A 16,757-nucleotide genomic window follows, 5' to 3' on the forward strand; every position below is an offset into this window, starting at 1 on the left:
GGCGCCAACACCAAGCCCGCATCAGTCACTACAAACGACGGGGCCACAGTCCCTGAAAACTGCCCAGCAATCAGAACAAACACCGTTGCAGTACTAGGGGCTGGGCCACTTCGAGGGACGTTCCTGGCCGGGCTGGCACCATCACATCACCCTGGGGACACCAGCGAACGACGACAAGACCCACTCAGACCTGACGGAGTCCTGCTGGAGCGCGTTGCCGAAGGCCGCGAACAGGAGATCTCCCTGGTATGACCGGGTGTGAGGGCCGAGCGGGTGTAGGCGGAGACGTTCGCTCATGGCCTCGCTGAGCGTACTTCCAGCCCGGAGAGCATGGTTGCACCGTCATGGACGCGCATCGGCACTGTGTGCTTGGCGGCGAGCGCGTCCGTCAGACGCGGGCGATACAACGGATGCAGCGCATTCAGGGCGTCGGGCACCTCGGCCCAACGGGCCTCGCTGGCCTCGGCGGTGGGACGCGGAGTGCCTGAAGTCATTGTCGCGATGAACACGGCTGCGAGAATTCCGCGGTTGGGGTGCTGATACAACCCGACGAGGCCGTGGACGTCCACAGCCACGGTCGTCTCTTCCAGGGTCTCGCGCGCGGCAGCCGCGCTGAGGCTCTCTCCGGGCTCGACCAGGCCACCTGGCAGTTCCCATCGTTCCGGGGAACGGCGGAGAGTGATGAGCACGTGTCCCGACTCATTGAAGGCGACGCAGGTCGCGCCCAGCTTGTAGGCCGTGGATGTCATGGGGTGTTCCAATTGCGGTGGCTTCCTCTGCAGTGTTTACGGTGTATGTGGTCCACTCACTGCGGCTGTACCGGGGAGGTGTTGCGGTAGATCAAAAGGTATCGCCAGAACAGGAGGCGGCGGACGGTGCTGCCCGGCAGGAAGGACGCCGCGCTCTCCTTGATCTCCGGCAAGGTCATCGAGGGGGCGGAGGTCGGGGCTTCCGGCAGGGCTTCGGCCTGTCGGGCGCGGGCCATCCGATTTCCAGTGGTCTTTCCCTTGAGTGCGCTCGCTGCTTGGAACACCGCATTGACCGGGACCGCGAGAAGACTCACCAGCCAGTCCATGACAGTTCGCTCCCGGTAGCATCCGAGGATCACCAGAACCCCGTTCGGCCGCAGAGCGGCTCGCAGGGCGCTGACGGTGCGGAAGGGGACGTGGTGAATGCTGGCGAGGCATGAGATGTAGTCGTACGTGTTCCGCGGCGGCTGCGTACGGGTGATGTCCCTGTGCGCAAAGCGCAGGCGGCCGGTTTCCGGCGTCTCTTCATAACGTCGGCGGGCGGCGGTAATGACCTCGGCCTCGGCGTCGATGGCGTCGACATCGATGCCGCGCGCGGCGAGAGCGTAGGCAAATCGACCGCTTCCGCAGCCCACATCCAACGCCTTACCGCAGTTCTCAGGGAGTTCGCCGAGTAAGAGAGGGTGATAGTGGTCGTTGTGATTGAAGGCCATGGTCGCATCATGGCACGGAAGGACCACGGGCCCGGGCGGACCCCTCGTTGCCGAGAGGTGGCAGCCAAGGGCGCGGTGTTCTTCGGCGGGTGAGAAGCAGTGCGGCCAGGGCCAGCCAGCCCCCCGAGAAGAGCTGGCCGGCCAGCACATCGACGGCGTGATGCACTCCCAGCAGCACACGGCTCCACGAGACCAGTTCGGCCAAGGACATGGCGAGCAGTAGGATCGCCGTGGAGTGCCGGTGACCGACGAATGCCGTCACGCTCACCGCGGCAAGCAGGAAACCCGTGGTGACTCCCACGGCATGTCCGCTGGGGAAGCTGAATCCGCTTGCGTCGACGGAAGCGCACGCGAACTGCGGCCGTTCACGCGCCACCCAGTCCTTGATCAGAGTGCAGCTCACCGTTGCGGCATACGGGATGGCGACAAAGACGACTGCGGGCACGAAGTGACGACGGACGGCTGCCAGCAAGGCAGATCCGACGGCCAGCAGGGTCACAGGCCACGGATCTCCCCAACTGGTCACCAACCTGACCAGCAGCGAGACTGCCGATTCACTCCCCGCCCATCGGCAGAGGCTTTCGCTCACCCCGGAGTCGAGCCGAAACACCAATGCGGTGAGCAAGAGACCGAAATGCAGGGCTGACCACCAGCACAACAGCCGGGCTGTCGGCGGTGGCGCTGCCCCGCCGGCGGGGCGGGTCATCGCGTGGCCGCGCACTCTCTGACGGCTTCCATAAGCTGTCGCGGCGAGCTTATCGACCGGAGGGTGGCGTCCTCGATCTCGCAGTCGAAGCTGTCTTCTATCCGGCTGATGATTTCGACCTGGTTGAGAGAGTCGAGGTCGAAGTCGCTGAACTTGTCATCGAGCCGGTCCCCCGTGATGCCTGTGCCGGTGATCTCTTCCATCAGGGGGCTGAGGGCGTCGATGAACTCTTGCTCGGTCATGTCTGAATTCCCTTCTTGTCGGCGGTTCGGGTCAGGAACGTTTGGCGGTGCTTCTTTGCGGTCGGGCGCGCCAGTGCATGCGTGTGCTGGTCAGGGCCCACAGAGCGAGGGAGAAGGTGGCCAGTATCGCCATGTCGGCGAGTGCGGCGCCGCCGGTCCGTCCGGTCAGGGACGCACGCAGAGCGGACGACGCGTAGGTGGCGGGGTTGAAATGGCCTATCCACACGAGGGCTTCGGGCAGCAGTGCCGGCGGTACCGCCACCGGACCCAAAGCCATCATGAGCAGCGTGGTGGCCAGGCTGAGCGATGACGCCTGCTCGATGGACGGTGATCGGCTCCCGATGAGTGCGCCGAGTCCGGCCGAGGGCAGGAGGGCCAGGAAGAGGCAGAGCGGCAGGAGCGGTGAGGGGTGGAGCGGGATGTCGAGCAGGACCGACCCGATGACGGCAGTCACGGTGACGGCAGGGAGGGACAGCAGGGAGAACGCCGCCAGGGTCGCGAGTATGAGAGCTTCGCGTCGTATGGGCATGGCCGCGTAGTACTCGAATGCGCCGGTGTTGCGCATGAAGGAGAAGTTGCTGGCAATCTTGTTCTGCGTTTCGAACAGGATGGCCATGGTGACGCTGCCGGTAACCACGTATTCGCTGGCTTCAGAGCCGGAACTGCGGGCGAACAGCCCGAGTGCGGCGAGGCTGACCACCGGGGCGAGGACCCCGGTCAGTACCATCTGTGGCCACGACCACCGCCAGTTTGTGAGCTGGATTCTGAAAAGGTCCCAGACCTGTCGGCCGAAGTGGGGCCTTCGTAATTCGTCACGCATAGTTGATGTACACGTCCTCCAGCGTCGCGGTGTTCATCGTGAATTCCGGAAAACAGGTCAGGTCCATTTCCTGGGCGAGCTTGGACACATCTGCCGAGGAGAGGAAGGCGACGACCTTTCCTCGGTGGCACGAATGTACGCGGACGTAGTCGGGCAGGACGGGCGCTTCTGTACCCGGATGAGTGAATGACAGCCGCACTTGGGAATCCAGTGGGGCCTTGAGTTCCGCGGGGGCTCCGAGAGCGACCAGCGCGCCGTCGCGCAGTATGCCGACGCGCTCGATCACCTGTTCCGCCTCGACGGCATTGTGCGTGATGAGGACGATGGTACGGCCCTCGCGCTGGTTCAGCTGCCGAAGCAGGGTCCATACCTGCCGACGACGCGACGGGTCCAGTTCATTGGTGGGTTCGTCCAGGACGAGGACGGGCGGCGAACCGGTCAGAGTGACCGCGAGCTGCAGCAGCCTGCGCTCGCCGCCGGAAAGTTGCCGGGCCACTTTGGTGGCCAAGTGATCCAGCCCGAGCAGCTGAAGACATTCGTCCCGCTGGTGTCTTGCGGCTCGCGTGGACAATCCTCGTAGATGAGCGCTGAAATAGACGGCCTCCCGCACGGTCAGGCTGTTGAGGGCGAAGGCGTTCTGCGGCATGTATCCCACGGTGTGTGTGGTGAAACGCGGATTCGTAAGGATATCCTTGCCGAAAAGCCGCACGCGGCCGTGGTCGGGCCGGATGAGCCCGAGCATCTGCTTGATCAGGGTGGTCTTTCCGGCGCCATTGCTGCCGAGCAGGCCGAAAAACTCGCCCTCACGGATATGGAAGGAGATGTCCGTGTTCGCAGAGGATGAGGTCTCCTTGTATTTCTTGCTGAGGCCTTCCACCTCGTAGACGTACGGCCGGTCGGGCATACTCACTCCCCTTGTGCTGTGCGGCGCCATATGTGCTGGACTAACGAGGCGGCACCGGTGATGTCCTTGGGAGGCTCGTGCAGCGCCGGGGTGCGGCCGAAGTGGCGTAGGAAACCGCTCATGCTGGAGCAGGCGGGTACGTAACCGTGCGACGCGGACGCCACCTGCTGCCGGGCCGGCTGCTGGTCGCCGTACTGGAATTCGATGTGCGGGCCACAGGCGATGGCGAGGCGTCCCACTCGCGGACTGTGCGGAGGGAGCCCCATCCTTTCCAGCGCGGCCGGCTCCAGTACCGAGACTGTCGAGTCGAGAGCGCTCAGACGATCGGTGAGCAACCGTCTCTCGGCCGGCCGCAAGGGGGAGTCCGCGTAAAGGTACGCGCAGTTGCTGTCACCCTGGAAGACCATACGGTCGAGAAGCCCCGCGTCTGCCAGCGCCCGGTTCGGACTCAGGTGGGTCTCCACGAAATCGATGCCGTGGTCGGAGAAGAAGAGGAACTCCGTGTCCAGTCCGACGGTGTGGGCGAGCCGGGCGACGCATGCGTCGATCCGGGCGTAGACGTCAAGAATCTGCTGCCATGCGAGGACCCGTTCAGCGGGGGTGCCACGGGTCGCATACCAGTAGAGGAACTCCTGCGCGTGGTCGGCCTGATTGAAACGCACGAGCAATACGTCGGGGTCGTACTCGTCCAGCACCGCGAGGGCGGTTCGCTCCACCCACTCGGCTCTCGGGGACTCGTGAAAGGTGTGCTGGGGGTTGGCGGTGTATTCGACGGACAGTGATGCCGGACCACTGCCGAACGGAATCACCGAAGGGCTCAGGCCACCGAAACCCATGGTGATCACCGCGGTCCCGAACCGCAGTGTCACTGCGCCGGGGGCTTTTCGCTCCGCGGTCACCGCGACGGAAATTCGACCGATCGGAGTGTCCAGGTCCAGACGCGTCGGAGCTTCCAGGGCAAGGGGGACAGGCGGCCCCCCGTCGGCAACTACCGATATGCCCTTGCCTTCTCGGGCTACCGTGACGCGCAGCTGCAATTCATGCCCCAAGTAGGAGAGCGTCACCGGGCCGCTCCCGGCTACCGGCCCGTCAGCGGTCACCGACACGGTGGCCTCGTGCGAGGGGGCATACAGACAGTAACAACTGGGTATGTCGTGCGCTGGTTGCGGGACACGGGAGAACGTCTGCGGGAAATGCACGGCGGCAACTGAGACGCCCTGCTCGGCGAACCAGTCAAGAAGGCTCGGTGCGGTCAGCGAAGCACGTTCATAGGGATGGAAGGCCGAGAGGGGATCGTCGGCACGGCGTCGGATCTCCGCCACGCTCTGTGTTTCCCAGAACCGGTTGCCCACGATCCCGTGCGCCACGGGGTAGCCACCGGTGAGGAAGGAGGCGTGCGAGGGTGCGGTCGAGGAAGGGTAGATGCTCGGCAGTTCGTGCACCGGCGAGCCGGTCAGGCCCGGCATCGTGCGCGCCAGGTTGAAGAAGTCGTGGTGACGGACGACGGTGGGCAGCCCACCGTCGATACAGAAGATCACCATACGCCTGCGTGCACTCGTCATGTCTGGGCCCCGTCAATCCGTGCCACGCCGCCGGAGGCAGCAGAGGAGGAGGGAGCGGACGGGGCAGGCGTCAAGTTGTGCCGGTGCAGCAACCATGTGCCGGCCGGGCATCCGGGGCGGTACTGCCAGTGGGTGATTCCCACATGCTCCACTTGCAACTCCATTCTCTTTCCCCCGCCGCCGATCAATTCGTGCATGGCGTCGAAGAATCCGCTGTGGGTGACCAGCACAATGCGACGCTCCGCCGCCGGCTCACGGCACAGATCGCTCAGGCACCGGGCCACTCTGCCCAGGAACTCGTCCCAGGATTCGACTCCGCGTGGATGCCGGCTGTTCCGGCGTTCTCTGGGTGGCGGCAGCCCGCGGTCGCCGGACTCGCTGACGATTTCGTTGAGTCGCGGATCCTCCTGGACGGGGAGACCGAGTGCCCCCGCCAGGACATCGGCGCACTGGCGGGCCCGGGTAAGCGAACTCGTGCGCAGTTCGGTGATGCGCCGGCTTGCGAACCACCGGGCCGCGTCCGCCGCCTGCCGCCGTCCGACAGAGGTGAGCAACCGCATGTCGCCGTCACAGCGGGGCCCGACGGAGTTCCGTGGAGTGTCCTCGGCATGACGCATGAGAAAGATATGCATCTCACCCCAAGGACGCCGGTACGTCGCTGTGCCAGGCCCAGGAGGTACGCACGATGTCGTCGAGACCGTACTCGGTCTGCCAGCCGAACCTGCGGTGCGCCAGTCCGGGATCGGCCCACGATACGGCCGGATCTCCCGGCCTACGAGCGGCAGGGATCGCCTCGACGTCGTGCCCCGACACCTTGCGCAGCGCATCGAGGAGTTCCGCGACGCTGGTGGGTTGCCCGCCGCCGAGATTCACTGGTCCGGACCACTCGTCACGGTCGAGGCGGTGCAGTACTTGGACGTGCGCGCGTGCGAGGTCCTCGACGTGGACATAGTCGCGCAGCGCTGTGCCGTCCTCCGTCGGGTAGTCATCTCCGAAGATGCGGATAGCGGGGGCGAGGCCGAGCACCGAGCGAATCGCCACTGGGAGGATCTGACGCGTGGTGCGGTCGGTGTATTCCCCGAGAGAGGAGTCCACTGCCGCGCCCGCGGCGTTGAAGTAGCGGAGGTTGGCGTAGCGCATTCCGGTCGCCCGGCCGTATGCGGCGATCATCCGCTCACACAGGTATTTGGTCTCCCCATAAGGGCTCTCCGGACGTATCGGCGACTCCTCGTCCACCGGACAGATCTGCGGTGTGCCGTACACGGCGCAGGACGAGGAGAAGATGAACCTTTCCACGTCGGCTTCGGCGGCGGCGGCCACAACGTTCTGGGTGCCGGTGACATTGACCCGGAAGTAGGTGTCGATCTCGCTCAGCGACGCCTCCGAGGACTTCAGCGCCGCAAAGTGGAGAACGGCCTGCGGCCGGAACGACCGGCACACCGAGCGCAGTCCGTGCGAGTCGAGGATGTCGAGGACTTCCAGCGGGCACTCTCCGACGGCCTCGCGTCGGCCGCTGCTGAGATTGTCGATGACGACGACCTCATGTCCTGCTCCGAGGAGTTGACGCACGGTGAAGGAACCGACGTACCCCGCTCCCCCGGTCACGAGAACTCTCATGCGGCATGTCCTTTCCGGATTTCCCCGATTGGTGAGGAAGTCCTCAGCTCTCTGCCGAGGACGAACGCCTCAGCGGCGTGAACGCCGGCTTGAACGCCCCGGAAGGCCGCCTGCGCGCGGATGGCAGTCGCGGAGCGCGGGTGCGGTGGCTCGTGCACCTCGTACTCGTATGCCTCCAGGGCCCGGCACTTGGCATCCACGTGTCCCTGCACGTCGTAGAAGACCTGAGGGTGGAACGGTGCCACGAGACCGGTCTGCTGCTCAGTGGAGGACAGCACCTCGAAGTGGAGCACCTGGCGCACGGAGCCGCTGCCGAGCATGCGTGTCCCATAGTTCACCGCGTGTGCCACGAGTCGATGATCCACATGAATGTCGCCGGGGTGGTGTGTGAAGACGAGCTCCGGTTCGTGCTCGCGCAACTGCCGGTGCACCGTATCCACGATCCGGCGCTGTGGAACCTCGCACAGCAGGCGGTCGTCCGAGGCGAACTCCCCGAAGGAAACACCGGAAACCCCCAGTTCTTCGGCGGCCGCCTCACACCTGGCCCGGGCTTCTTTCAGCGTCACTCCCGAGTGCCGGAGGGACACACCCTCCGCCAGGACGTGAATGTGCACATCCACGCCCTGCGCGCTGAGCAACGACACGGTGGCACCCGCACCGAGCGTCTCGTCGTCCGGATGGGCGGCAATGACAAGTGCCTTCATGCAAGCACCGCCGGGCCTGAAGTGTCTTCGGACAGTGTGGAGGGGCGTACCAGAGCGCCCATGGCATACAGGTCGGTCATCAGCCGGCGCGGCACCCGGTTCTCCGCGTCCAGCAGCAATAACGGATCACGTGCCGTAACGGCCGCCCGCACCACGGTGAAGGCCTCGGCGTCGAGCTCCATGAGCTGCGAGGTGCGCGGAACGAAGACGAAACCACCGGCTGCCTCCGCACGCAACCGCACGTTCTGCCACGCGAGTTCGGACAGTACGGGCCCCAGCGGGAGCCGGGCCAAGGCGAGCAGGTCGAACCGGTGCACCAGGTATTCCACGCGCTGTGCGACGCGATGCCCGGCCAGGATGGACTCGCGAGCCGCATTCCCCATGGCGGCGGCTGCAGCGGGCTCGGCCACCAGCTGCTCCATCGCCTCCCGTAGATCGACTTCGTCGACCACGAGCAGCCCGTGCCGCTCGTCCTCGACGAACTCGGGGATGCCGCCTTGCGCGCTGGCCAAGACCGGGAGGCCGGCCGCCATGGCTTCCTTGAGGGCAAGCGGCCCGGTCTCCGGCACCGTGGTGGTGAGAACGGCGGCGTCGCACGCGACGATCAGTTCGGCGACGTCTGCCCGGTGGCCGGGGAAAGAGATCAGATGCCCCACCCCCTGTTCTTCCGCATGCGCGCGCAGTTCTTCGGCCATCGGGCCGTGCCCGGCCACGACGACCCTCACCGAGGCCCTCCTGGACGCGTCCATCGCACCGACAGCGTCGATGACCTGGCCCACGTCCCCGTCCCAGGTCAGCCGGCCGAGCGCCAGGAAGGCGAAGCAGTTGTCGCTCAGTCCCAGGGCGGCACGCGCAACCTTGCGATCGGCAGTGCCGAGCGCATGCAGGAAGTCGTCACCGACAGCGTTGGTCACCAATTCCACCTGGTCGTCCGCCAGGAGGCCGGCCGCTATGAGGGGAGCGAACTGACGCTCACGCTGCTCGTCCGACATGGCGAAGACGAGGTGCACATCCGCCATGAGGTCGCGTACTTCGTCGGCCGTGCCCAGGGGATGAACCGAAGGGGAAAACAGTGCAAATGCCTGCTTACCCTTGATCCGGGCCAATGCCTGGCGTACCACCTGAGCGTCCGAACGGCCGGTGGTGCAGACCACATGGGCATCGCCTGCTTCGAGCACGTGCACCGCGGCTGTCACGGCCTGTTGCGGCTGATCCGCACAGGGCGGCAGACCGACGACGGGCAGACCCGCCTGGCGGCACGCCTCCAGCATGGCGCCGCCCTCTTCGGCCAGGACGGTTACAGCATGTCCGGACACTGCCAGCCCGCCCGCCACATCCAGCAGGTAGCGCTGCTCACCTCCCCAGGCCTGACCAGAGACTGTAAGGATGATGTCCATTAATTGCGCACCCCCTTGCCGAAGATGCCGGGGCAGGAGCCCGGGATGGTCCACAGAGAGCCCATCAAACGCAGCGCTTGCCGCCGATGACTCACCCCGCCGAGCACGGCGTAGGGCATACCGCTGTCCCGGGCCTCACTCAGACACTGCTCTATGAGCGTGCTCGCCACCGCCAGCGCGTGCCCGCGCACAGAGGGAGCCAGCGCGATCGAGGACAGCATCCCCAGGCGCGCGGTGTCGTAGGAGATGAAGCCGAGCAGCCGGTCCTTCGCGGGAAGGTCCCTGTCCTGGTCGACGATGATGACGGAGGAGATCGGATCGCGGGAGAACGACCGGTGGACCTCGCTCGCCCAGCCGCCGCCGAACGTCTCGCGGATCCAGTCCGTCAGCAGGAGCTGCTCGCTGGTCTCCGGCCTACGGACGCATAGGCTACGGCCGTCGACGCCCAGTGCCGCCGCGTTGCCGGCTGGCGTCCATGTCCGCAGATCGACAAAGAGGTCGGCCCACTCCAAGCTCTTGTCGTCGCGGTCCGCGGCACTCAGCGATGTGTTTCCGGTGGGCACCCACCAGACGGCGTTCTCGACGGCCGCCGGCAGCTGGTCCGCGAACTCTTGGACGTCCAACAGGCCATAGGCGTACCCCAGCCACCGGAGGCGTTCGAGGGCCAGCTGCATCAACGTCCAGTGGGCCTGGGGCCGGCGGCCTGCATCGACGTCGGGCGCGACCTCGCAGGGCCCGACCGTGCCGGCCCCCCAGGAATTGATGGCGCACCTGCCGAACACGGCGCCCCCTTGCCGCAGTTCGACCCAGGACTTGCCTTTCGGCACAGCCGATGGCTCGTGGACCACCCGCAGTGGTGCAGAGCTCCACACGGATGCATCCTGTCCGTCAGGGGGAACTGCGACCGCCGGGGAGGCAGCCTGAAACTCGAAGGGCGGCAGATCGTACAGGCGGACGAGCGCTTCTCCGGGCATCCCTACCTCACCTCGAAGCCTTCGAATATCTGCCGGTCGAGGAGCGAGGTCAGAGGAGGGGCCGACTGCTCGCCGGCAGCGGCGAAGTCCCAGAAGATCTCACGCAGCCGCGCCTCCGTGAACTCCTCTTGCTCCTGCGCGAGCTGGTCCTGACCCGCCAGCCAGATCTTCTGTACGGGAGCGTCCTTGGTGTTGCCCAGCGGCGCCGCGCTGTAGAGCCGGCTCATCGTGACATCACCGGTGGCAGAGATCGCAATGCTGCTGTCGCGCACCAAGTAGGGGAACATAACGACGTCTTGGTAGGGACGCAGCTGCTCGCCGGGTACGAGGTAAGGAGCGTTCAGGTTCAGGTCGAAGTCGGTCGCGGGAACGGTCTTCTTGAACTGAGCCACCTTTTCATGGATGGCCATGGTCTCCGCCTCGGTGAGCAGCAGCAGATTGCGCCCGCCGCGACCGTGCGCCCGGACCAGGATGAGATCCTGGCGACGGAATCCTTGGGCACGCAGGTACTGCGCCAGGTCGAAGACATTGTGCTGGTTGGTCTTCATGACCGTGGTGAGCACTTTGAAACTCTGCACCCGGTCACGCAGGTAGATGGAATTCTCGACGACCGTGTCGAAGACGTCCTTGAGTCGCACGGCGGCAAACGTTTCGCGCGTCCCGTCCATGCTGACGCGAACCGAGGAGATTCCACTGTCCACGATGCGGTCGAGCTGCTCACGGGTGTGAGCGGCGGCATTGGTGATCAGTGTGACGGTCGCATGACGTAATTTCGGCACCACATCCAGGAGCTGCCAGAAGCCCTTGCGGATGGAGGGTTCCCCGCCGGTCAATGTGATTTCGAATGTTCCCATGCGGTCCAGGTCGAGCATGATCTCTTGCAGCTGCTCGATCGACAGCATCTTTCGCCGGATGTGGGCAGGCACCTCGCCGGTGTTGGTCCGGCAATGGATGCAGCGCAGATCGCAGGCGTAGGTGACGTCGAGACTCGCGCGCACAGGAGCGGTGTATCCGGCCATTAGTTCGTTTCCTCCAACAGAACGCGTCGACGTGTATCGTCCATGTCGCGTGATTCCCACCAGGAGAGCGTTTCGTGTACCCCCGTGGCCATGTCCACGGAGATGTGAGAGGGGGCAAGAAGGCGGTCCTGCAACGTCGTACCGGCCCGGAACTCCGAGATTTCGTTGACTCTTCCGGGCTTGCGCACCGTCTCCGCCGTCGGGGAGATGTCCCGCAAGAACCCCACGACCTCGCTCACCGAATATGAGTGACCAGACCCCAGATTGATCACGGGAGCGATGTCACCGTGCGCGAGCATCTCCAGTTTGCGGACCACGTCCGAGATATACGTGAAGTCGCGTCGCTGCTGCCCGTCCCCCTCGATGGGCAGTTCGTTTCTGAGGAGGAGATTCGCGCACAGCCGTGGCACCAGGGCGTCGGGACGCTCACCCGGCCCGTACACATTGAAGAACCTCACCACCCCGACCTCGGGGAAGCCGCCGGCCCTCTGGTGCGCTTGTGCCAGCATCTCCAGCGCGACCTTGCTGGAGGCGTAGGGCGAACGGGGAGACAACGGGGCGTCTTCAGGAGTAGGCAGTGTCTCGGCCTGGCCGTAGACCTCGCAAGTGCTACCCACAATGACTCTCTCCACCCCGACGCCGGCGCACAGGTCCAGCAGATGTCTGCCGGAGTCCACGTTGTCCAGATAGTCGAGAGGCTGTCTGAAGGAACGGGGGACGCTTTTGTGCGATGCCAAGTGGTAGACCAGACGCACACCTTCCACGTCCTGCTCCGTCATGTCCAGCACCGGTTTCTCAAGGAACTTTCCTGTGCCTTCCGGGCTGATCAACGGTTCGGCGCGGAGGTCGTCGACAACGACGACATCGGCCTGCTCGGCGACTAGGTGGCGTGCGAGGTGGCCGCCGATGAAGCCGGCGCCGCCAGTGATGAGCACGCGGTCACCTGATAAGTGATCCGACATTTAAGAACTCCCAGGTATCAGTTTTGTTTTTCGGCTCGCCGGGGCAGGTGGTGTGTGTACGAACACAGGTTTCACGGGTAGCGCGCAATCCTGGTTCAGCCCTGGACGAGTTCGCTCTCCGGTAGGAAGGTGTCATGGTTCTCCCGGAACGCGATCCGTGCCTCTTCGAGCTGCTGTGGTGTTCCAATATCACGCCACTCACCCTCGAAGATGTATCCCCCGACAACACCTCCGGCGGTCCGTAGATTTTCGAGCAGCACAGGCATGTCGCAGGGAGTCTGGCCGGGCAGGCAGTCCAGGACCGTCGGTTCCACCACGTATATTCCGCAATTGATCAGATGGTGGATACGGGGCTTCTCCTCGAAGGAGACGACACGGCTGTTGTCGTCGATCCGTACGACCCCATGCGCCAGTTCTGTGTCATGCGGGGTGATAACGATTGTGCTGTCGGCACCCGACCTGCTGTGGTGGGACATCACATCCGTGAAGTCCAGACTGGTCAGCAGGTCCGCATTCATCACCAGGGTGGCTTCTTGCAGCGGAGGTAGGAGCTTCAAGGGCCCGGCCGTCCCCATTCGTTGAGATTCCACGATGAAATCGAGTTCGAGGCTTCCCCAATTCACCGCGGCGCAGCTGGCTTTGATGAGGTCGGCTCGATGGCGCAACGAGAGGGTGACCTCAGAGAAGCCGGCGCTCCGCAACTGCCTGAGAATGATATGGAGTAAAGGAGTGCCTTCGAACTCCATCAGGGGCTTGGGTGTGATGGCGGTGGCCTGCCCTAATCGACGCCCCTCGCCTCCTGCTATCACTACTGCCTTCATACGGTATCCCACACTTTCGCGTTCATTCTGCGGGCGAGCCGAACCGTCGGCGTGGACGGACCATTCCGTAAATGCAATTCGGCAGGGCTGCTCACCGATCGCTGCGTACCTACCGGGGCCGTGGTGGCGATCCCGCGGTTATCCGTCAGATCACACCTGATAGCGGTCCGTGGCGAAGAGATGCAGGTTCTCGGCGACCCATTCCGACGTATTCTTGAGCCCGTCCTCCAGGGGTACGGCGGGTCGCCAGGAAGTCCACTGGCGTGCGCGGGAGTTGTCCGACTGGAGGCACTCCACTTCGCTGCCCTGGGGGCGCAGCCGGCTGGGATCCACCACAACCCGCGCGTCTCGGCCGGACACGGAGATCAACGTCTCGGCGAGCTCTCCGATGGCGATCGAGCGGCCGGTCCCGAGGTTGACCGCCTCACCTACGGCCCGGTCGCACTCGGCCATCGCCAGAAAACCAGCTGCGGTGTCCGTGACATAGGTGAAGTCGCGGGTCGGAAAGAGCGAGCCGAGCTTGATCTCCTTCGCTCCCGAGTGGAGCTGGGCCAGGATCGTGGGTATGACCGCCCGCGCGGACTGCCTGGGGCCATAGGTATTGAAGGGGCGTACGACCGTTACCGGCAGCTCAAAGGCGTGCCAGTGGGACAGCGCCACCATGTCCGCACCGATTTTCGACGCGGCGTACGGCGATTGGGGCTGGAGCGGATGCTCTTCGGTTATCGGGACCACGAGCGCGGTCCCGTAGACCTCGCTGGTGGAGGTGTGGACGAGACGACGAACGGAATGACGGCGACAGGCCTCCGCCACGTTCTCCGTGCCGCCGATGTTCGTCTGCACGTATGCACCGGGCGATTCGTAGCTGTAGGGAATGCCGATCAGCGCAGCCAGGTGGAACACGGTGTCGCAGCCTGCAACGGCGTCCATGACGCGGCCTGCGTCGCGCACATCGCCGGCAATGAACTCAACAGGGCTCGACGGGTGCAGGAAACGTGCGAGATAACCTTTCTCGGCGTATGGTTTGTAGTGCGCAAAAGCGCGTACGCGGGCGCCGCGCTCGACAAGCAGGTCGACGAGTGTGGATCCGATGAAACCTTCGGCGCCGGTTACTAAAACGGTGCGGTTGTTCCAGTCGAAGCTGTACAAGTCTACTCCCCGTGCGACGGTCGGTCAGAGATCGCACTGTCAACGGACGGAAGGGGATGCCCAATTATTTCCGGCTCAGCGGCGAAGCCGGGTACTGTGGCCACTCTCAGGCTCGCCGCGTCGGCCCTCGTTCTGCTGATGGGAAAGGCGCTGCAGCCGTCCACAATGGCTCATTGTGCTCTTGTCGGCGGCGTGGGGCGCATCAGCGCACCCATCTCGTGGAGCATTTCGACGGTGGCAGTGACATCGGTCTTCGGAAGGCCGAGCAGGCGCTTGGGAGTACGCGAAAGAAAGGAGTCCCGCACGATGCGATAGATCTCTGGCGACAGTTCAGAGATGGCCGAGGTCCGCGGGACGAATACGAATCCGCCGTTTTCCTCGTCGCGGACACGGGCGTCGTCCCAAACGAGCTCATCCAGTGGCACGGTCAGCGGCATTTTCCTAATGGCCTGGCGGTCCAGGCAGTGGGCGAGGTGCCGGATGCGCTGTTCAAAGAGGTGCCCGCCGATGATTGTTTCCTGCGCGCGCCGGCCCATCTTTTTGGCCCGCTCCCGGTCGGCCGTGAGAGCTAGCATCGCCTCCACGAGTTCGGCGTCGTCGGACACCAACAGGCCATTGTCGCCATCCGTCACGAATTCCGGTATACCACCGGTCCGTGACGCGATGACCGGCTTGGCGACCGCCATGGCTTCCTTCAGGGCCAGGGGCTGCGGCTCCGGCACCACGGTCGAGAGTACGGCAACGTCCGTGGCCGCCAGGGCTGGAGAGACGTCAGGGAGATGGCCGGTGAACAGGGTTCGACCGGACAGGTCCAATTCCCGCACCAGCTGCTCCAATTTCTCGCGTTCCGGTCCGTCGCCGGTCAGGAGGAGTACAGCATCGTCCACGGCTTTACTCACTTGGACCATCGCACGTATGACCCGGTCGATGCCCTTCTCCCAGGACAGCCGGGAGGAAACGGTGAAGACGAAGGCGTCGACGGGGATGCCGAGTTCGGACCGCGCGACCTCCGGATCCACGGTGATGACGTGTTGGATGAACTTCCGGTCCACGCCACTGGTTACTATCACCATGTTCTTGTGCAACTCTTTGTGGTTGAACAGGCGGTTCGCCTGCTCAACAGAGGTTGCAATGACGAGGTCGGCTCGTTCCGCGAATTCCTTGGCGTCGCCGCTCTTTTCGAGCGGGAACGCCGAGAGGCGGTAGAAAACGGTCATCGGAGACCTGTGGCAGTCCTGCATGGCCACGTTCATCACGGCCGCATCATGACGGCCGGTCGCGCATACGATATGCGGGCCGTCCTGCGCATTCACTTCTTTTGCGATGGCGGCAGCCGCCGCCGCGCGATCCTCCGCGAAGGGAGCCACGGTCAGCGGCACGAATCCGAATTGCGCCAGTCTGGATTCGACCAATCCTCCGTCCTCCACGACCGGACACACCGAATGGCCGGAATCCCGCAGACCAAGCAGCGTATCGAGCATGAACTGATGTTTCCCGCCCCACACACGGTCGGATATGGTGACAAGAATCCGCACGAAAGAATGCCCCCTTTTTTCTGTGCTGACTTGGCAGGTCATCGCCAACGTCAACGTCCCCAACTCTGAATTCGCCGTAGTTTGGTCGGGCGATGCTCCGGGCGAGCGTTGATGCTGACCTCGCCGAAGGCGTTGGCCCTTCGGCTGGTTGAACACGCTTGCGCGGAAGCTTCCAGACAGTTGTTCAGCCCATACGCACTCCGAGGTGGAGCTATGTAAAGGTGCTTTCGTCTTGAAAGACACTACAAGAACTGGATCAAGTAGATGCAGTGTGATCAGCTTCACGTTTGAAGCCTGATGATCGATGTAATGCCATGTTTCGCCTGGCCGGAGAGGCAGTACAAGATCCCCCTTTTCGATTGTCTACGAAAAGTCTTATAGAGCGTGACGGAAACCGTTCGACTACCCCGTCGGATCAGGCCATAACCGGGCAGGCCTCTGGCATGTGCCCTGTGGTGAAGTCCAAATGCGGGCGGTGGCTTGGGTTGGTTCTGATTGCGGGGCAACTCGGCCGCTGTCGACGGCTACGAGAACTGCAGGACCACTCTTGGCGCACGCCCGCACCTCGGGCCTCACTGAGCGATTGGTCCGCCGATTCGTTGGTTCCGCCAAGCCAGGTTCCGCGCCGGTCGGAAGTGTCTTCGCCGTTGAGCCGGCGGGCCGTCAGGTCGGTCATCGCGAGTCGGATCATGGCCTCGGAGTGATGGGGGTGGGGGAGACGTTCATCGGGCTGTGGGTCGCCCTCGACCTCGCGCGATCGGCCAAGGCCGCACCCGAACGCGTCGTCTCCCACGTCCTCGACTGGGAACAGCTCCCTGACGCCCTACCAGAAAAGCACCTTAAGCCCGTCTTCGTGCGCTCCACCGGCTGAGCACGCCTGCAC

17 protein-coding genes and 1 pseudogene are annotated in these 16,757 nt (G+C 64.4%); 1 reads left to right on the forward strand and 17 read right to left on the reverse strand.

The window, feature by feature from the left end:
* Positions 1 to 293: 293 nt before the first annotated feature.
* The 17 genes from IF20_RS33205 to IF20_RS33285 form a co-directional block, all read right to left on the reverse strand.
* Positions 294 to 749, reverse strand: a complete 456-nt coding sequence (locus IF20_RS33205) for an NUDIX hydrolase (protein WP_234426925.1) — start codon at positions 747 to 749, stop codon at positions 294 to 296.
* Positions 750 to 805: 56 nt separating this feature from the next.
* The gene (locus IF20_RS33210) at positions 806 to 1,462 is read right to left on the reverse strand and encodes a class I SAM-dependent methyltransferase (protein WP_052869148.1); all 657 of its coding nucleotides are present in this window, start codon (positions 1,460 to 1,462) and stop codon (positions 806 to 808) included.
* 7 nt (positions 1,463 to 1,469) lie between these two features.
* Complete coding sequence (locus tag IF20_RS33215; RefSeq protein WP_234426926.1) at positions 1,470 to 1,961, reverse strand: phosphatase PAP2 family protein; 492 nt, start codon at positions 1,959 to 1,961, stop codon at positions 1,470 to 1,472.
* A gap of 203 nt (positions 1,962 to 2,164) precedes the next feature.
* A complete protein-coding gene (locus IF20_RS33220) occupies positions 2,165 to 2,410 on the reverse strand; it encodes an acyl carrier protein (protein ID WP_052869149.1) in 246 nt (81 codons plus the stop codon).
* Between the two features lie 31 nt (positions 2,411 to 2,441).
* Positions 2,442 to 3,230 (reverse strand): ABC transporter permease, encoded by a 789-nt coding sequence (locus IF20_RS33225; protein ID WP_052869150.1) that lies wholly within the window; start codon positions 3,228 to 3,230, stop codon positions 2,442 to 2,444.
* Complete coding sequence (locus tag IF20_RS33230; protein ID WP_052869151.1) at positions 3,223 to 4,134, reverse strand: ABC transporter ATP-binding protein; 912 nt, start codon at positions 4,132 to 4,134, stop codon at positions 3,223 to 3,225. The genes IF20_RS33225 and IF20_RS33230 overlap by 8 nt, the downstream gene beginning before the upstream one ends.
* A 2-nt stretch (positions 4,135 to 4,136) precedes the next feature.
* Positions 4,137 to 5,696, reverse strand: coding sequence for an alkaline phosphatase family protein (locus IF20_RS33235; protein WP_052869152.1), 1,560 nt, complete (start codon positions 5,694 to 5,696; stop codon positions 4,137 to 4,139).
* Positions 5,693 to 6,328, reverse strand: a complete 636-nt coding sequence (locus IF20_RS33240; protein WP_052869153.1) for a histidine phosphatase family protein — start codon at positions 6,326 to 6,328, stop codon at positions 5,693 to 5,695. Before IF20_RS33240 ends, IF20_RS33235 begins: the two co-directional genes overlap by 4 nt.
* 1 nt (position 6,329) lies before the next feature.
* The gene (gene galE / locus IF20_RS33245) at positions 6,330 to 7,313 is read right to left on the reverse strand and encodes a UDP-glucose 4-epimerase GalE (RefSeq protein WP_052869154.1); all 984 of its coding nucleotides are present in this window, start codon (positions 7,311 to 7,313) and stop codon (positions 6,330 to 6,332) included.
* Positions 7,310 to 8,017, reverse strand: a complete 708-nt coding sequence (locus IF20_RS33250; protein WP_052869155.1) for a PIG-L deacetylase family protein — start codon at positions 8,015 to 8,017, stop codon at positions 7,310 to 7,312. Before IF20_RS33250 ends, galE begins: the two co-directional genes overlap by 4 nt.
* Positions 8,014 to 9,414: a glycosyltransferase family 4 protein gene (locus tag IF20_RS33255; RefSeq protein ID WP_052869156.1), complete on the reverse strand. Its 1,401-nt coding sequence runs from the start codon at positions 9,412 to 9,414 to the stop codon at positions 8,014 to 8,016. Before IF20_RS33255 ends, IF20_RS33250 begins: the two co-directional genes overlap by 4 nt.
* Positions 9,414 to 10,388, reverse strand: a complete 975-nt coding sequence (locus IF20_RS33260; RefSeq protein WP_052869157.1) for a GNAT family N-acetyltransferase — start codon at positions 10,386 to 10,388, stop codon at positions 9,414 to 9,416. The genes IF20_RS33255 and IF20_RS33260 overlap by 1 nt, the downstream gene beginning before the upstream one ends.
* A gap of 2 nt (positions 10,389 to 10,390) precedes the next feature.
* Complete coding sequence (locus IF20_RS33265; RefSeq protein ID WP_052869158.1) at positions 10,391 to 11,407, reverse strand: radical SAM protein; 1,017 nt, start codon at positions 11,405 to 11,407, stop codon at positions 10,391 to 10,393.
* A complete protein-coding gene (locus tag IF20_RS33270; RefSeq protein ID WP_324605611.1) occupies positions 11,407 to 12,342 on the reverse strand; it encodes an NAD-dependent epimerase/dehydratase family protein in 936 nt (311 codons plus the stop codon). Before IF20_RS33270 ends, IF20_RS33265 begins: the two co-directional genes overlap by 1 nt.
* Positions 12,343 to 12,464: 122 nt before the next feature.
* Positions 12,465 to 13,190, reverse strand: a complete 726-nt coding sequence (locus IF20_RS33275; protein ID WP_110944787.1) for a nucleotidyltransferase family protein — start codon at positions 13,188 to 13,190, stop codon at positions 12,465 to 12,467.
* A 150-nt stretch (positions 13,191 to 13,340) separates the two neighbouring features.
* Positions 13,341 to 14,339, reverse strand: a complete 999-nt coding sequence (locus IF20_RS33280; RefSeq protein WP_052869161.1) for a GDP-mannose 4,6-dehydratase — start codon at positions 14,337 to 14,339, stop codon at positions 13,341 to 13,343.
* Between the two features lie 170 nt (positions 14,340 to 14,509).
* Positions 14,510 to 15,820 (reverse strand): glycosyltransferase family 4 protein, encoded by a 1,311-nt coding sequence (locus tag IF20_RS33285; RefSeq protein ID WP_052869162.1) that lies wholly within the window; start codon positions 15,818 to 15,820, stop codon positions 14,510 to 14,512.
* A gap of 793 nt (positions 15,821 to 16,613) precedes the next feature.
* Here IF20_RS33285 and IF20_RS38555 point away from each other — a divergent pair.
* Positions 16,614 to 16,745 (forward strand): annotated as a pseudogene (locus IF20_RS38555) (zinc-dependent alcohol dehydrogenase); the annotation flags it as partial.
* Between the last annotated feature and the right edge of the window lie 12 nt (positions 16,746 to 16,757).

The organism is Streptomyces niger (assembly GCF_000718305.1).
Classification (GTDB): Bacteria; Actinomycetota; Actinomycetes; order Streptomycetales; family Streptomycetaceae; genus Streptomyces; species Streptomyces niger.

Excerpts from the sequence above, each read along its gene's own strand:
- IF20_RS33205 (WP_234426925.1), bottom strand. The coding sequence starts at position 749 with ATGACATCCACGGCCTACAAGCTGGGCGCGACCTGCGTCGCCTTCAAT.
- IF20_RS33210 (WP_052869148.1), bottom strand. The coding sequence starts at position 1,462 with ATGGCCTTCAATCACAACGACCACTATCACCCTCTCTTACTCGGCGAA.
- IF20_RS33220 (WP_052869149.1), bottom strand. The coding sequence starts at position 2,410 with ATGACCGAGCAAGAGTTCATCGACGCCCTCAGCCCCCTGATGGAAGAG.
- IF20_RS33225 (WP_052869150.1), bottom strand. The coding sequence starts at position 3,230 with ATGCGTGACGAATTACGAAGGCCCCACTTCGGCCGACAGGTCTGGGAC.
- IF20_RS33230 (WP_052869151.1), bottom strand. The coding sequence starts at position 4,134 with ATGCCCGACCGGCCGTACGTCTACGAGGTGGAAGGCCTCAGCAAGAAA.
- IF20_RS33235 (WP_052869152.1), bottom strand. The coding sequence starts at position 5,696 with ATGACGAGTGCACGCAGGCGTATGGTGATCTTCTGTATCGACGGTGGG.
- IF20_RS33240 (WP_052869153.1), bottom strand. The coding sequence starts at position 6,328 with ATGCATATCTTTCTCATGCGTCATGCCGAGGACACTCCACGGAACTCC.
- galE (WP_052869154.1), bottom strand. The coding sequence starts at position 7,313 with ATGAGAGTTCTCGTGACCGGGGGAGCGGGGTACGTCGGTTCCTTCACC.
- IF20_RS33250 (WP_052869155.1), bottom strand. The coding sequence starts at position 8,017 with ATGAAGGCACTTGTCATTGCCGCCCATCCGGACGACGAGACGCTCGGT.
- IF20_RS33255 (WP_052869156.1), bottom strand. The coding sequence starts at position 9,414 with ATGGACATCATCCTTACAGTCTCTGGTCAGGCCTGGGGAGGTGAGCAG.
- IF20_RS33260 (WP_052869157.1), bottom strand. The coding sequence starts at position 10,388 with ATGCCCGGAGAAGCGCTCGTCCGCCTGTACGATCTGCCGCCCTTCGAG.
- IF20_RS33265 (WP_052869158.1), bottom strand. The coding sequence starts at position 11,407 with ATGGCCGGATACACCGCTCCTGTGCGCGCGAGTCTCGACGTCACCTAC.
- IF20_RS33275 (WP_110944787.1), bottom strand. The coding sequence starts at position 13,190 with ATGAAGGCAGTAGTGATAGCAGGAGGCGAGGGGCGTCGATTAGGGCAG.
- IF20_RS33285 (WP_052869162.1), bottom strand. The coding sequence starts at position 15,820 with ATGCTCGATACGCTGCTTGGTCTGCGGGATTCCGGCCATTCGGTGTGT.